13 protein-coding genes are annotated in these 14,838 nt (G+C 69.7%); 12 read left to right on the top strand and 1 reads right to left on the bottom strand.

What is annotated here, in order from left to right:
* Positions 1 to 100: 100 nt before the first annotated feature.
* Positions 101 to 1,120: an SDR family NAD(P)-dependent oxidoreductase gene (locus QSJ59_RS14115; RefSeq protein WP_285759988.1), complete on the top strand. Its 1,020-nt coding sequence runs from the start codon at positions 101 to 103 to the stop codon at positions 1,118 to 1,120.
* Here the strand turns inward: QSJ59_RS14115 and QSJ59_RS14110 are convergent.
* The gene (locus tag QSJ59_RS14110) at positions 1,080 to 1,757 is read right to left on the bottom strand and encodes a flavodoxin family protein (protein WP_285759987.1); all 678 of its coding nucleotides are present in this window, start codon (positions 1,755 to 1,757) and stop codon (positions 1,080 to 1,082) included. The genes QSJ59_RS14115 and QSJ59_RS14110 overlap by 41 nt on opposite strands.
* 206 nt (positions 1,758 to 1,963) lie before the next feature.
* Here QSJ59_RS14110 and QSJ59_RS14105 point away from each other — a divergent pair, with 206 nt between their 5' ends.
* The 11 genes from QSJ59_RS14105 (at position 1,964) to QSJ59_RS14055 (ending at position 14,812) form a co-directional block, all read left to right on the top strand.
* Positions 1,964 to 2,422, top strand: coding sequence for a hypothetical protein (locus QSJ59_RS14105; protein ID WP_285759986.1), 459 nt, complete (start codon positions 1,964 to 1,966; stop codon positions 2,420 to 2,422).
* Between the two features lie 222 nt (positions 2,423 to 2,644).
* Positions 2,645 to 3,919, top strand: coding sequence for an ATP-grasp domain-containing protein (locus QSJ59_RS14100; RefSeq protein WP_285759985.1), 1,275 nt, complete (start codon positions 2,645 to 2,647; stop codon positions 3,917 to 3,919).
* Between the two features lie 94 nt (positions 3,920 to 4,013).
* On the top strand, positions 4,014 to 6,041 hold the full coding sequence (locus tag QSJ59_RS14095; RefSeq protein WP_285759984.1) for a CocE/NonD family hydrolase: 2,028 nt from the start codon (positions 4,014 to 4,016) through the stop codon (positions 6,039 to 6,041).
* Between the two features lie 136 nt (positions 6,042 to 6,177).
* Positions 6,178 to 7,830 (top strand): molybdopterin-dependent oxidoreductase, encoded by a 1,653-nt coding sequence (locus QSJ59_RS14090; RefSeq protein WP_285759983.1) that lies wholly within the window; start codon positions 6,178 to 6,180, stop codon positions 7,828 to 7,830.
* Between the two features lie 75 nt (positions 7,831 to 7,905).
* Positions 7,906 to 8,541 carry a fasciclin domain-containing protein gene (locus QSJ59_RS14085; protein WP_285759982.1) on the top strand — a complete coding sequence of 212 codons (636 nt, stop codon included), beginning with the start codon at positions 7,906 to 7,908 and terminating at the stop codon, positions 8,539 to 8,541.
* 82 nt (positions 8,542 to 8,623) lie between these two features.
* Positions 8,624 to 9,229 carry a sigma-70 family RNA polymerase sigma factor gene (locus QSJ59_RS14080; RefSeq protein ID WP_285759981.1) on the top strand — a complete coding sequence of 202 codons (606 nt, stop codon included), beginning with the start codon at positions 8,624 to 8,626 and terminating at the stop codon, positions 9,227 to 9,229.
* Positions 9,226 to 9,963, top strand: coding sequence for an anti-sigma factor (locus QSJ59_RS14075; RefSeq protein ID WP_285759980.1), 738 nt, complete (start codon positions 9,226 to 9,228; stop codon positions 9,961 to 9,963). Before QSJ59_RS14080 ends, QSJ59_RS14075 begins: the two co-directional genes overlap by 4 nt.
* 232 nt (positions 9,964 to 10,195) lie before the next feature.
* Positions 10,196 to 11,464: an NAD(P)/FAD-dependent oxidoreductase gene (locus QSJ59_RS14070; protein WP_285759979.1), complete on the top strand. Its 1,269-nt coding sequence runs from the start codon at positions 10,196 to 10,198 to the stop codon at positions 11,462 to 11,464.
* Positions 11,461 to 12,258: a DUF1365 domain-containing protein gene (locus QSJ59_RS14065; RefSeq protein ID WP_285759978.1), complete on the top strand. Its 798-nt coding sequence runs from the start codon at positions 11,461 to 11,463 to the stop codon at positions 12,256 to 12,258. Before QSJ59_RS14070 ends, QSJ59_RS14065 begins: the two co-directional genes overlap by 4 nt.
* The gene (locus tag QSJ59_RS14060) at positions 12,255 to 13,499 is read left to right on the top strand and encodes an SAM-dependent methyltransferase (RefSeq protein ID WP_285759977.1); all 1,245 of its coding nucleotides are present in this window, start codon (positions 12,255 to 12,257) and stop codon (positions 13,497 to 13,499) included. The genes QSJ59_RS14065 and QSJ59_RS14060 overlap by 4 nt, the downstream gene beginning before the upstream one ends.
* The gene (locus QSJ59_RS14055) at positions 13,499 to 14,812 is read left to right on the top strand and encodes an SAM-dependent methyltransferase (protein ID WP_285759976.1); all 1,314 of its coding nucleotides are present in this window, start codon (positions 13,499 to 13,501) and stop codon (positions 14,810 to 14,812) included. The genes QSJ59_RS14060 and QSJ59_RS14055 overlap by 1 nt, the downstream gene beginning before the upstream one ends.
* The last annotated feature ends 26 nt before the right edge of the window (positions 14,813 to 14,838 follow it).

Here is a 14,838-nt window from a genome sequence, read left to right as displayed (position 1 = left end):
CCTCCCTCTTCGACGGGCGAGGCGAAACCGTGCAACGGCCCGCTCCCCGGATGGGCACCCCTTGAGACCACACGTGAGAGAAGACGGGAACGCTATGCGGATGACGACAGTGGCGGTGGGCGCCGCGGCGGTAGCGGCGGCCGCGCTCGTGAAGGCGTACCGCATGACCGATCTGCGCGGCAAAGTCGTCCTGGTGACGGGTGGCTCGCGCGGGCTGGGACTCCTGTTGGCCCGCGAACTCGGGGCACAGGGATGCCGGGTTGCGGTGTGCGCCCGCGACGAGAACGAACTGAAGAGGGCGGTCCGGGACCTGGAGGTGCGCGGGACGCGCGCACTGGGGCTTCCCTGCGACGTGCGCGACCCCGACCAGGCACGCGCTGCCGTTGCCGAGGCCGCCGCACATTTCGGACAGCTCGACATCGTGGTCAACAATGCCGGCGTCATCCAGGCGGCGCCGCTCGACGCAGTGGACATCGACGACTTCGACAACGCCATGCGCACGATGTTCTGGGCGTCGTTGCACGTGGCCCAGGCGGCCCGCCCGCACCTGCGTCACGGGGGAACGCTGGTCACCATCACCTCGGTGGGCGGCGTGGTGAGCCCGCCGCACCTGCTGCCCTACGCCTGTGCGAAGTCGGCCCAGGTCGCCCTCTCCGAAGGACTCGACGCCGAACTCGCGGCGGAGGGCATCCGCGTGCTCACCGTCGTGCCCGGCCTGATGCGCACCGGTTCGCACCGCCGTGCCTCCTTCGCCGGGAACCCCGGTGCGGAGTACGCCTGGTTCGCCGTGGCAGCCGGCCTGCCCGTGCTGTCGACGGACGCCAAACGCGCGGCCCGGCGCACCGTGGCGGCCATCCGGTCGGGACGCCACCACCTCGTGCTCACCCCGCTGGCGCGTACCGCCCTCGTCGCGCACGGCGTTGCCCCCGCGGCGACCCAGGGGGTCCTGCGTGCGGTCCATCGGATGCTTCCGCGCCCAGGTGGAGAGGGCGCCGTCAGCGGACTGGAAGCCGGCCCCAGAGCGGACCGGTGGGGAGCACGCCTGCTCACCGCGCTCAACGACCGGGCGAGCCGGCGTTTCAACCAGTACCCCGCTCCGGGGGAGACACCCGCCGGGTGAGCCGTCGAAACCGGCCCGCCCGCAACGTCCTCACGACTGCGGCGGGACGGGCAGGCCCTGCCGACAGTGCGGTCGCCGCGGCCACCAGGTTGTGCGCCATGGTCCGGGCGGTGTGGTCGGCCCAATCGTGGCCGTGCGCGGTCTCGCAATAGGAGGGACCTGCCCCCGGGCCGGCGTTCCAATAGACCCACGCCTGGCCCGGGACCGTGTACCCGACGTCCACCAGCCCTCCGGCGATCTCACTGATCACGTGGTGGGCGCCGCCCTCGTTCCCGGTGACCACCACGCCGGCCACCCGGCCGCAGGCCACCGGTGTGCCGTCCTCGACGGTCTCCGAGAGAAGGGCGCCCATCCGCTCCAACACCCGCTGGGCGGCGGACGAGGGACGCCCCCGCCAGGTCGGGGAGGCCATGACCAGGATCTCCGAGGACAACAACCGGGCGCGGATCGGCGGCCACCCGTCGCCCTCGCCCAGATCGCTCTCCACACCGGGGCGTGTTGCCCGGTCCACCGCAGGCACCCACTCCACCTCCACTCCCGCGGCCCGCATTTCACGTGCGACCACCTCGGCCAGCGCTTCGGTGGTGGAGGGGGCGTGAGCGGACGTGAGCGTGCAGTTCACGATGACGGCGCGCATGGTGGTCTCCGATCGGCCGGTTCACGACAAGTGGACGATGGCCGAGCGGCGGCCACCGGCGCCGGACGGCTACCGAACCGGTCACCGGGCAAACGGCTGCACCGGCGCCTTACCCCAGGGTTTGCCCGGTGATGATCTCGGTAGCCCCTCCGTCGCGAGGCCGGCAACCAGTGCCCACGCCCGCGCAGCGCAAAGGAGAGCGGAGCATGGGAGTGGTGAGGGCCAGCGCCCAGGGGGCCGTGGCAGGCGTGATGGCGACGCTGCCGATGAGTGCCGTGATGAAATCGGGGCTGTCCGGGAACAGCATCAGCCGTCAGCCCCCCAAACTCCTGGTGCGGGTCTTCCTCCCCAAGGGCAGTCGGAACCGCCCCCGGGCAGGGGAGAACCCCGCAGCCTTTCTCGCCCACCTCGGCTTCGGCGCGGCGGCGGGAGCCGTGTTCGGTGCGTTCACCGGGAACCGCCCTCCGCGCCCGTTCACCGGCGCGGCCTACGCCCTGGCGGTCTGGGCGGCGGCGTACGAGGGATGGGTCCCGGCGGTGGGCGCCCAGCCCCCCGCACACCGTGACGACCCGAGGCGGGCGACCACGCTGCTCGTGGCCCATCTCGTCTACGGGACGGCGTTGGCGGCGGGGCTGCGAAGGATCCGTGTCCGCCGCCAAGGGTGACGGCCAAAACCGTCGACACGGATGCCGGGGTGGGGGACGTCGCCGTCCCCCACCCCGGACTCGTCCGCGGGAGTCAACCGTCCGAACTGCACCGACGATCGATGCTTCCGCGCTGAGCTGCACAAACGAAGAGCTTGACTCGGTGAAATGAGTGAAACGTTCCATTTGGGATAGCCGCTGGGGGGACGTTGGACAAATCAACAACTGCATGAGAGGCCCCCCATGTCGGAAAACATTTTTGTCTTAGGTCTGGACGAGCACAACCACGAGACCCTCAATGCCCTCCCGCACTTCACGGACTACCGTTTTCACCCCCTGCTGGACCTGGAAAAGCTTCAGAACAGCGAGGACATCGACATCCCCGCCCTGCTGGCGCAGGCCCAGGAGCGGCTGGACTCCTTCGACGGGTCCATCGACGCCATCATCGGCTACTGGGACTTCCCCGTCAGCTCGATGGTCCCCATCCTGTGCCAGCGCTACGGGCTGCCCGCCTCCCCCCTGGAAGCGGTGGTCAAGTGCGAGCACAAGTACTGGAGCCGTCTGGAGCAGCGCGAGGTCATCACCGAGATCCCCGGCTTCGCCGAGATCGAGCCCGGGACGAAGGGCAAGCCCAACGACCTCGACTACCCGCTGTGGCTCAAGCCGGTGAAGGCGTTCTCCTCCGAACTGGCCTTCCGGGTGACCAACGACACCGAGTTCCGCGAGGCGCTGGCCGAGGTGCACGAGGGTGCGGGTCGCGTCGGCGAGCCCTTCGAGTTCGTCATGAACCAGGTGGAGATGCCGGCCAAGGTGACCCAGGCCGGTGGCTCGGCCTGCCTGGCCGAGGAGGAGGCCACCGGTGACCAGGTCACCGTCGAGGGCTACGTATACAAGGGAGAGGTCCGCGTCTACGGGGTCATCGACTCCGAGTGCTATCCCGGTACGTCCAGCTTCCAGCGCTATCAGTACCCCTCCAGCCTGCCCGAGGACGTCACCGACCACCTCGCCGAGATCTCCCGGCGCGTCATCGCCCGCCTGGGCCTGGACTCGGTGACCTTCAACATCGAGTACTTCGTCGACTCCGAGAGCGGCCGGATCACCCTCCTGGAGGTCAACCCGCGCCACTCCCAGTCCCACGCCAAGCTCTTCGAGTTCGTCGACGGCATGCCCAACCACGAGTGCGTGGTGCGTCTGGCACTGGGGCAGGAACCCGAACTCACCCACGGAGGCGGTGAGTACGCGGTCGCCGGCAAGTGCTTCCTGCGCCACTTCGAGGACGGCTTCGTCTCGCGGGTGCCCACCGCCGACGAGGTCGCACGCATTGAGGCCGATCATCCGGGTACCACGATCAAGGTCGTCGCCCACGAGGGGGAGAACCTGTCGGACCTGCCCTCCCAGGACAGCTACAGCTACGAGCTGGCCCAGGTCTTCATCGGTGCGGCCGACCAGGCCGAGCTGAACCGCACGTACGAGTCGTGCGTCGAGGCGCTGCCCTTCCAGATCGACGCTCCCCGCTGACCGGAGCCGTGCGGGCCGCCCCGGCTACGGCCGGGGCGGCCCGCATCCCGGTGTCGGGGCGAACACACGCAGAGAAGAGAGGCAAAGGAGGACCATGCGAACGGTGACGTCACTGCCCAGCGCGGTACGCGAGGACGAGCACGTGTGGATTCCGCTCAAGGACGGGACCCGGCTCGCCGCCAGGATCTGGCGCCCCACCGGTTCCGACGGCGACCCGGTGCCCGCGATCCTGGAGTTCATCCCCTACCGCCAACGCGACCTCACCGCTCAGCGCGACTCCGTGCACCACCCCTACATGGCCGGGCACGGGTACGCCTGTGCCCGGGTGGACCTGCGCGGCAGCGGCAATTCCGAAGGAGTGCTGGCCGACGAGTACCTGGAACAGGAACTCGTCGACGCCGAGGAGGTCCTGGCCTGGCTCGCCGAACAGCCCTGGTGCGACGGCCGGACCGGGATGATGGGCATCTCCTGGGGCGGGTTCAACGCCCTCCAGGTCGCCGCGCGCAAGCCCGAGAGCCTGCGCGCGATCATCACCGCCTCCTCCACCGACGACCGCTACGCCGACGACGTCCACTACATGGGCGGCTGCCTGCTGGGCGACAACCTCTCGTGGGCCTCCACGATGTTCGCCTACAACTCCTGCCCGCCCGACCCGGCCGTGGTGGGGGAGAAGTGGCGCGAGATGTGGCACGAGCGGCTGGACGGCAGCGGACTGTGGCTGGACACCTGGCTGCGCCACCAGCGTCGGGACGACTACTGGAAGCACGGATCGGTCTGCGAGGACCTCTCCGCGATCCAGATCCCGGTCATGGCGGTCAGCGGCTGGGCCGACGGCTACTCCAACTCCGTCTTCCGGCTGATGGAAGGACTGGATGTCCCCCGGCTCGGGCTGATCGGCCCGTGGTCGCACAAGTACCCCCACCTCGGCCAGCCCGGGCCCGCAATCGGATTCCTCCAGCAGGCGGTGCGCTGGTGGGACCGCTGGCTCAAGGACGAGGACAACGCCATCATGGACGAGCCGATGCTGCGCAGCTGGATGCAGGACAGCATGCCGCCCTCCACCGCGTACGAGGAGCGTCCGGGCCGCTGGGTGGGCGAGCCGTCCTGGCCCTCCCCGCACGTGAGCACCGAGCGGCGCCTGCTGGGGGCGGGGGTCCTGGCCGAGCCCGAGCAGGAGGTCGTCCCCGCGGAGCGCACCGTGCAGTCCCCACTGTCGGTGGGGCAGTTCGCGGGCAAGTGGTGCTCCTACAACGCCCCGCCGGACCTGCCCTACGACCAGCGCGAGGAGGACGGTGGCTCCATGGTCTTCGACAGCGAGCCCCTGGCCGAGCCGCACGAGATCCTCGGCGCACCCGCGCTGGACCTGGAACTGGCGGTGAACCGGCCCGTGGCGATGGTCGCGGTACGGCTCTCCGACGTCTCGCCCGACGGCAAGGCGACCCGGGTCAGCTACGGTCTGCTCAACCTCACCCACGCCGAGGGGCACGAAGAGCCCAGAGAACTGGAGCCGGGGCGCCGCTACCGGGTCTCGGTGCCGCTCAACGGGGTCGCCCACGCCTTCCCTGCCGGTCACCGTATGCGCGTCTCGATCTCGACGTCGTACTGGCCGCTGGCCTGGCCCCCGCCCGAGCCGGTACTCATGCGGGTCTTTTTGGGCGAGTCCACCGCACTGTCCCTGCCGACCCGGGCGACCGCGGCCGACGACGACGTCGCCCCGGTGCCCTTCGACGAGCCGGAGGGCACCGAGCCCATCAGCACCACTCAGCTGCTGCCGGGTGAACAGCGCTGGGGCGTCTCGCGCGACCTGGTGGACTACGGTGCGTCGCTCGATGTCGTCAAGGATCTGGGGACCGTCCGCTTCGAGGACATCGACCTGGAGGTGGAGCGCCGCTCGGAGGAGCACTACGGCTGGGTCGGCGACGACTTCGACTCGGTGCGGGGCGAGACCGTGTGGACCATGGGCTTCTCCCGGGGCGACTGGAGTGCCAGAACCCTTACCCGAACCGTTCTGACCTCCACCCCCACCGAGTTCCGCCTGCACGCGACCCTGGACGCCTTCGAGGGCGACGAGCGCGTGTTCGCCCGGGACTACACCACCGCCATTCCCCGCGACCACGTCTGACCCCGCCACCACCGCCGCCCACCCGCCCGACCGGCGGGTGGGCGGCGTTTTCGCTGGTCAAAAGAGTGTTTGGCGGATCTCGAAAAAAATCTCAGAATCCACCAATCCCTGTGCCCACCCACCCCGAATAACCACTGTGAGCACCAAGAGAGACACCCAGAGCACGCCTGAGGGCGTCGGCACCCCCAAGAGGGTGCTTCTCGGTGCACTCCTCGGAGTCGCCGTCACCGGGGCCGCCCTCGGGGTTGCCGAACTCGTCGCCGCCCTGGTGGGGCAGAACAGCGCGATCGTGGTCGTGGGCGACGCCGCCGTCGACTACAGCCCGGCTCCGGTCAAGGAGTTCGCGATCGCGACGTTCGGCGTCTACGACAAGATCGTGTTGATCGTCGGGATCTTCGCGGTACTCGCCCTCTTCGCCGTCGCTCTCGGTTTTCTCGCACTGCGCCGCCCGATCGTGGGTTACCTCGGCGTCGCCGCCTTCGCGGTCCTGGGGGCGCTCGCCGGTCTGGTGGGGCGCAACCCCCAGTTGCTCACTGTTCTCCCGGTAGTCGTCGGGGCCTTGGCCGCGATGGTCGTACTGGGCCTGCTGCTGCGGTTGGCCCCCCTTCCGCGGTCGCAGGGTATGGAGGCGGGCGCCGGGAAGGGGACCGAACCGGTCATCCCGGACGGTCAGGCAACGGCCGACCAGTCCTCTCCCGCGCCGCCCCTGCCCGACGCCAAACGCTCACCGACCCGACGTTTCACGCTGGCCTCGGCCGGTGTCCTCGTAGGGGCGGCGGGGACGGGTTTCGTGGGGCAGCTCATGGCGCGGTCCTCTGCGGTGGGCAGCGACAGGGCCGCCCTGAAGCTGCCCGCTCCGGCCTCCCCGCTGCCCCCGCTTCCGGCGGGGGTGGACATGAAGGTTCCCGGGCTGGCGCCGTTCAGCACGCCCAACCGGGACTTCTACCGGATCGACACCGCCCTCACCGTTCCCAGCGTGGCACCCGACACCTGGACCCTGCGCATCCACGGAATGGTGGACCGCCCCATCGAGATCGACTTCGACACCCTGCTCCGCCGCACGGTCGTCGAATCCGACATCACGCTGACGTGCGTGTCCAACACCGTCGGCGGGGACCTGGTGGGCAACTCCCGTTGGCTCGGGGTGAGCCTGCGCGACCTGCTCGCCGAGGCCGGTGTCCAGTCGGGGGCCGACCAGATCTTCAGCACCTCCCAGGACGGGTGGACGTGCGGTACGCCCACCGAGACCGTCATGGACGGCCGCGACGCGCTCCTGGCCTTCGCCATGGACGGCGAGCCGCTCCCGCTGGAACACGGTTTTCCGGTACGCATGGTGGTGCCCGGGCTCTACGGCTTCGTCAGTGCCACCAAGTGGGTCACCGACATCAAACTGACCCGCTTCGGCGACGACGAGGCGTACTGGGCCCAGCGAGGCTGGGCGGTCAAGGCGCCGATCAAGACCATGTCGCGCATCGACGTCCCCGGCTCTCTCGAACGCCTTCCCGCCGGCAACGTCGCGGTCGCCGGAGTCGCCTGGGCCCAGCACACGGGCATCGAGGCGGTCGAGGTCCGGGCCGACGAGGGGGAGTGGAGCGAGGCGGAACTCGCCGAGGTCCCCGGCATCGACACCTGGCGTCAGTGGATCTGGGAGTGGGAGGCCGAACCCGGTCGCCACACCCTCCAGGTCCGGGCCACCGACGCCAGCGGTTACACACAGACCTCCGAACGCGCCGATCCGATCCCCAACGGGGCATCGGGGTGGCATTCGGTACAGGTCATGGTCGAGTGACCTGACCCGAGAAACAGGCTGCTGACGCGGCCTTTGCATCCACAGTTAGTCACACAAAGTAAAGGATTGACCACAATGAGCACTCGTAGCATCTTCGTCGCTTCCGCTGCCGCCGCCCTCGCCCTTGGCCTCACCGCCTGCGGCGGTGGCACGATGGACGAAGGCGACGACGCCGCCCAGGCCACCCCCGACGCCACCCAGTCCTCCCCTGCGGAGACCGGCGGCACCTCCATGGCGTCGGGCGAGTTCGGTCCGGCCTGTGCCGACGTCCCCGCCGACGGCCCGGGCAGCTTCGAGGGCATGGCCCAGGACCCGGTGGCCACCGCCGCCTCCAACAACCCCGAGCTGTCCACGCTGGTCACCGCGGTGGGCGAGGCCGACCTGGGCGACACCCTGAACGGCGCCGAGGACATCACCGTCTTCGCGCCGGCCAACGCCGCCTTCGAGGCCATCCCCAAGGAGGACCTGGACGCGCTCCTGGCCGACAAGGAGAAGCTGACCGAGGTTCTGACCTACCATGTCGTCGAGGGCCGTCAGACCCCCGCCGACCTGGAGAAGGGCGACTTCACCTCCCTTGAGGGCAAGAAGGTCACCACCGAGGGCTCCGGCGAGGACTACACCGTGAACGGCGACGCCAAGGTCGTGTGCGGTAACGTCCAGACCTCGAACGCCACCGTCTACATCATCGACAAGGTCCTGATGCCGAGCTAGTCCTCGCGCATCGCTGACTGACCCCGGGCGGGCCCTGCGGCCCGCCCGGGTCCGCCCGGTCCCCCCGTGTGAAAAGAGAACGATGAACCAGGAGTCCCCACAGAGGTGGCCCGGGCCGGGGCCGGCGGAAGCTGCACCCCAGGCGCCCGATCTCGTCGAGCTCCTCAGCCGAGTCGCCCGCGGTGACGAGCGCGCCTTCGAGGCCGTCTACGACCAGGTCACCCCGCAGGTCTACGGGCTGGTGCGCAGGGTCTTGCGCGATCCGGCCCAGTCCGAGGAGGTCGCCCAGGAGGTACTGGTCGAGGTGTGGCGCACCGCGTGCCGCTACGACCCGCACCGGGGCAGCCCTTCGGCGTGGATCATGACGCTGGCGCACCGCCGCGCCGTCGACCGCGTCCGATCCGAGCAGGCGTCCACCGACCGCGAGGCGCGTGCGGCCGCGGCCGAGGCCACCCTCCCCTACGACGAGGTCGAAGAGGAGGCCACCGATCGGTTGGAGCGCGAACGCGTGCGCCGATGTCTGGACACGTTGACCGACATCCAGCGCCAGTCGGTCAAACTCGCTTATTACGGCGGCTACACCTATCGTGATGTGGCCCATCTTCTTTCGGTGCCGTTGGGCACCATCAAGACTCGGATGCGCGACGGACTCATCCGGTTGCGCGACTGCCTGGGGGTGGAGTGGTGAGCAGAAAGCTCCGCCAGGATCTGCACACGCTGGCCGGCGCCTACGCGCTCAACGCGTTGGGCGGCGACGAGCTGCATCGCTTCGAGGGGCACCTCCTCCAGTGCGAATCCTGCGTTCAAGAAGTCCGCGGTCTCAGTGAGACCACCGCCCTGCTGGGCGCAGCCGCAGCTCTGACGCCGCCGCCCGCCATGCGGGAGCGAGTGCTCTCGGAGGTCTCGCGCACGCGGCAGTTGGCACCGGCGCCGATCCAGCTTTCCTCGCCGGCCGGGGGGTGGGGCCGACGATGGTCCTTCTTGGCGCTCGCCGCCTGTCTGGTGCTGGCCCTGGCCCTTGGGGGAGTGGCCGTCAACCAGCAGATCCAACTCGACCAGGCCCGCCAGCACGATCAGGCGATCGCCCAGGTGCTGGCGGCCTCCGACGCCACCTATGTCTCCGGCGACGCCGGCGACGGGGTCCACGCCACCGTTGTCGCCTCCGAGAGCGCGGGGGGTCTGGTCTTCACCGCCAGCGGACTCGCTCCGCTGGAGGGCAAGGACTACCAGCTGTGGCTGGCCGACCCCGACGGCGCCATGCGCTCCGGCGGTGTCGTCCCGATCGGTTCCGACGGCATTCCGCAGCCGTTGCTCGCCTCCGGTCTGGACGAGGCGAACGGGGTGGCCGTGACCATCGAGCCGGAGGGCGGCTCGGATCAGCCCACCAGCTCGCCGATCATGGCGATGGACTTCGAGGGCTGATCGACCGCACGCGTTGCGCGGGGCCGGGGAGAAGGAGAACTCTCCCCGGCCCCGCATGTTTTTCCGCCGCCGATGCGTCGTGAACGAATCTACGACGTAAAGGTGCAGGTGTGCTCCGAATCGGTTGGTCAGCAAAACACTTTCCGTGAAAAATTTTGCAAAAAAGACCAATCCGTGCCCCAGCCTGCCCCGAATCATCCGTTGAGAGCACACGGATCTTCGAGGGAGCGCGATGACGCAGAGGCGAGTGGCGGTCGTGGGAAGCGGCGTGGCGGGGCTCAGCGCCGCCTATGTCCTCCAGAGGTCCGGCGTCGAGGTCACCCTGTTCGAGGCCGACAACCGGCCCGGCGGCCACGCCCACACGCACGAAGTGGCGGAGCCCGACGGGCGCCTCGTTCCCGTCGACTCCGGTTTCATCGTGCACAACAACGCCACCTACCCGCTGTTGACCCGACTGTTTCGCGAGCTCGGCGTCACCACACGCGACACCGAGATGAGCCTGTCGGTGACCTGTGCGGGATGCGGACTGGTCTACGCCGGAGCGCGTGGCCTGCGCGGTCTGCTGCCCAACCCCCAGATCATCACCCGCCCCGGTTACCTGCGCATGCTCGCCGAGATCCCGCGTTTCCACCGCGCGGCCCGCGCCCTGCTCGCTGCCGAGGACACCTCGGCCGGCCCCACGCTCGGCGCGTTCGTCCGCGACCGCGGCCACTCCGACTACTTCGTCGCGCACTTCCTGCTGCCGTTGGTCTCCGCGGTGTGGTCCTGCCCGACCGGGACCGCCCTGGACTACCCGGCCCGCTATCTCTTCTCCTTCCTGGCCAACCACGGGATGCTCTCCGTCTTCGGCTCCCCGCAGTGGCGCACCGTCGAGGGAGGCTCCCGGGAGTACGTCGAACGCGTGGTCAAAGAGCTCACCTCTGTTCGGCTCGGCACCCACGTGCATGCCGTCGAACGTCCGGGAGACGGCGGAGTGCTCCTGCGCACCGAACGCGGACAGGACGCTTTCGACGGAGCCGTCATCGCCACCCACGCCGACCAGGCACTGCGGATGCGGCCCGACGCCACGGATGCCGAGCGCAGCGTGCTGGGTGCCTTCGACTACTCCCGCAACCGCACCGTCCTGCACACCGACGCCACCCGACTCCCCGCCCAGAGCCACCTGCGGGCCTCCTGGAACCACCGCCTGTCCTCGTGCGCACCCGACAGCGCACACACCCAGGTCAGCTACCACATGAACCGTCTGCAGAGTCTCGACGCCCAGCGCGATTACGTGGTCAGCCTCAACGCCGGCGACACCGTCAACCCCGACTCCGTCATCGCCGAGATGACCTACGAGCACCCCGTCTACACGCCGGAGTCGGTTGCCGCCCAGCGTCTCCTGCCCGACCTCAACGACGGCGTCCTTGCCTACGCCGGCGCCCACCACGGCTGGGGCTTCCACGAGGACGGCTGCCGATCCGGTGTCGAGGCAGCCGCCGCGCTGGGAGCGCAGTGGTGACCACCGACCACGCCCCGCGCCGCCCCCTGGCCCCGGGCGCCGCACTCTACGAGGCGACCGTCCGCCACGTGCGCACCGAACCCGTGGCCAACTCCTTCGACTACGGCGGTTACTACTGGCTGGTCGATCTCGACCATCCGCCGCGGCTGCCGTTCGGCCTGCGCTGGCTCGCGCGGTTCGACGCTCGGGACCACGGCACCGTACCGGCCGCCGACCTGCGCACCGACATCGACTCCTACCTGTACGACCAAGGCGTGGACCTCACCGGGGGACGGGTCGTGATGCTGTGCCACGCCCGGGTACTGGGCCACGTGTTCAACCCGCTCACCGTCTACTGGTGCTACCAGGCCGACGGCGCGCTCTGTCGAGTGGTCGCCGAGGTGCACAACACCTACGGCCAGCGTCACCGCTACCTGCTCCAGGTGGACGACCAGGGGCGGGCCGACGTCGCCAAGACGTTCTACGTGTCGCCCTTCAACCCGGTCGACGGCCACTACCGCCTCAGCCTGCCCGAACCGGGCGATCGCCTGGCCCTGACTATCACCCTGCACCGCCCCGGTACGGCCCCCTTCACCGCCAGCGTGCGGGGCAGGCGCCGCGCCGCGACGCTGCCCGCCCTCCTCGCCCTGGCGCTGCGCCATCCGGTGACCCCCCTCGTCGGGGCGGCGCGCATTCGCATCCAGGGCATCAAGCTCTTCCTCCGCGGCCTTCCGATCATGCCGAGGCCGCCCTCAGGGGTAGCGACCCCAGACGATCAACAGCGTGCGGAAAAGCAAGGAACTAGACGATCATGACCCTCATCCAGCCCCCACCGAGCATCGATGCCAAGCGTTGGCCCGACGTCGCCCACGCTCCCACGGCCGTGGTGCGCGCCCCCATCGCGCGCGCACTCGTCGTCCGGGCGCTGTCGCGGCTGCCGATCCGAGTGGAGTGCCCCGACCCCGCGATGCGCGGCGCGGGAGACGCCGCAGCACCGGTGTTGCGACTGCACCACCCCGACGCGTTCTGCCGCCGGCTCTCCGTCAACGGTCTCATCGGTTTCGGCGAGTCCTACATGGCAGGGGAGTGGGACGCCTCCGACCTCCCGGCGCTGCTCCAGGTGTTCGCCGCCTCCTACTTCGACCTGATCCCACGGCCGCTACAGAAGCTGCGCACCCTGGCGATGCCGCTCCAGCCCCGCTCGGAGCGCAACACCAAGAAGGGCGCGCGCAGCAATATTCACCGCCACTACGACCTCTCCAACGAGCTGTTCTCCCGGTTCCTGGACGAGACGATGACCTATTCCTCGGCCCTGTTCCAGGGAGCCGCCACCCAGGAGTCCCTGCCCGGTGCCCAGCACCGCAAGATCGACCGGCTGCTGGACCTGACCTCGGTGGGCGCGGGCACCGAGCTGCTGGAGATCGGTACCGGCTGGGGAGAACTGGCCATCCGAGCCGCTCAACGCGGCGCCCGGGTGCGCTCGGTGACACTGTCGTCACAACAGCGCGACCTCGCCCTGCAGCGTGCCCGACGTGCCGGCGTGGCCGACCGGGTGGAGGTCGAACTGTGCGACTACCGCGACGTACGCGGCAGCTACGACGCGGTGGTCAGCGTGGAGATGATCGAGGCAGTGGGGGAGCGGTACTGGCCGGTCTACTTCACCACCCTGGACCGTTTGACCCGTCCGGGCGGCCGGGTCGGCCTCCAGGCGATCACGATGGGCCACGAGGCGATGCGTGCGTCGCGCACCAGTTACACGTGGATCCACAAGTACATCTTCCCCGGCGGACTGATCCCCTCGGTGCGTGCCATCGAGGAGCAGACCGCCGCCCGCACCGCGCTGCGCATGGTCGACCGGCACGCCTTCGGCATCGACTACGCCGAGACGCTGCGCCTGTGGCGCGAGCGTTTCAGTGCCGGCGCCGACGACATCCAGGAACTCGGTTTCGACCCGGTGTTCCAGCGCATGTGGGAGTTCTACCTCGCCTATTCCGAGGCCGGATTCAGATCCGGTCTCATCGACGTCGAACAGCTGATCCTGGAGCGTGGCCGCTAATGACACCGCATGCACCGATTCGTCCCGAGGGCACAGGCCCGCGAGGCGTCGCGCACTTCATCGAGCCGTTGGCGCGCGCCTACTTCAACGGGGTGCTGCCGGTGAGACTGCGCGCCTGGGACGGCAGCGAGGCCGGCCCCGCCGACGCGCCCGTCCTCGTGCTACGCGACCGCGCGGCCCTGCGCCGCGTCATCGCCTCACCCGGTGAACTGGGCTTCGCCCGCGCCTACATCAGCGGTGACCTCGATGTCGAGGGCGACCTCGCCGACGGTTTCCGCCGGCTGTGGGCCAGCGTCCGCGAACACGGCACCCGACGCCTCACCCCCCTTGAGGCGGCGTCGGCAGTCCGGGTCGCCCTCGCGGTCGGCGCGGTGGGAACCCCGCCGCCGGTTCCGGTGTCGGAGGCACGCCTGTCGGGCGGGGTCAACACCCCCGACCGCGACGCCGCGGCCATCTCCCACCACTACGACCTCTCCAACGACCTGTACGCGCTGTTCATGGACGACTCCATGGCCTACTCCTGCGCCTACTGGACCAGCGACGACCCGGGGTACACCCTGGCCGACGCCCAGAACGACAAGCTCGACCTGGTCTGCCGCAAGCTGGGCCTGGGCCCGGGAACCCACCTGCTCGACGTGGGCTGCGGTTGGGGTTCGCTGACCCTGCGCGCAGCCGAGCACTGGGGAGCCCGGGTGACGGCGGTGACGCTGTCGGCGGAGCAGTTGGAGCACGTGCGCAAGCAGGTCGCCCAGCGCGGACTCACCGACCTCGTCGAGGTCCGCCGCCAGGACTACCGCGACATCGACGACGGGCCCTTCGACGCGGTCTCGGCCATCGAGATGGGCGAGCACGTGGGCAAGCGCAACTACCCCGTGTTCGCCCAACGGCTGTACGCGCTGGTGCGTCCGCAGGGTCGCGTCCTGGTGCAGCAGATGTCGCGACGGCGCGGCGACTACCCCGGCGGTGGCCCCTTCATCGAGAGCTACATCGCCCCCGACATGCACATGCGTCCCTTGGGGGAGACGGTGGCGCTCATCGAGGAGGCCGGCCTGGAGGTGCGCGACGTCCACGGGTTGCGCGAGCACTACGTACGCACCGTGGACGCATGGTACGCGACCTTCGAGGAACGCTACGCGGAGGTCGTGGCGCTGGTCGGCGAGGAGATGGCGCGAGTGTGGCGCCTCTACCTCGTGGGGGGCGGCCTGGCCTTCGAGGAGAACCGCATGGGCGTGGACCAGATCCTGGCGGTACGTCCCACCGGGGACGGCCGCAGCGGCCTGCCGGCCCTGCGTGACTTCACCCCGGTCCGGTGACCCCCGTGGACTTCGACTGGGCGGCC

This window comes from Nocardiopsis ansamitocini, assembly GCF_030268225.1.
GTDB lineage: Bacteria > Actinomycetota > Actinomycetes > Streptosporangiales > Streptosporangiaceae > Nocardiopsis_D > Nocardiopsis_D ansamitocini.
This window is presented reverse-complemented; position numbering and strand designations above follow the sequence as displayed.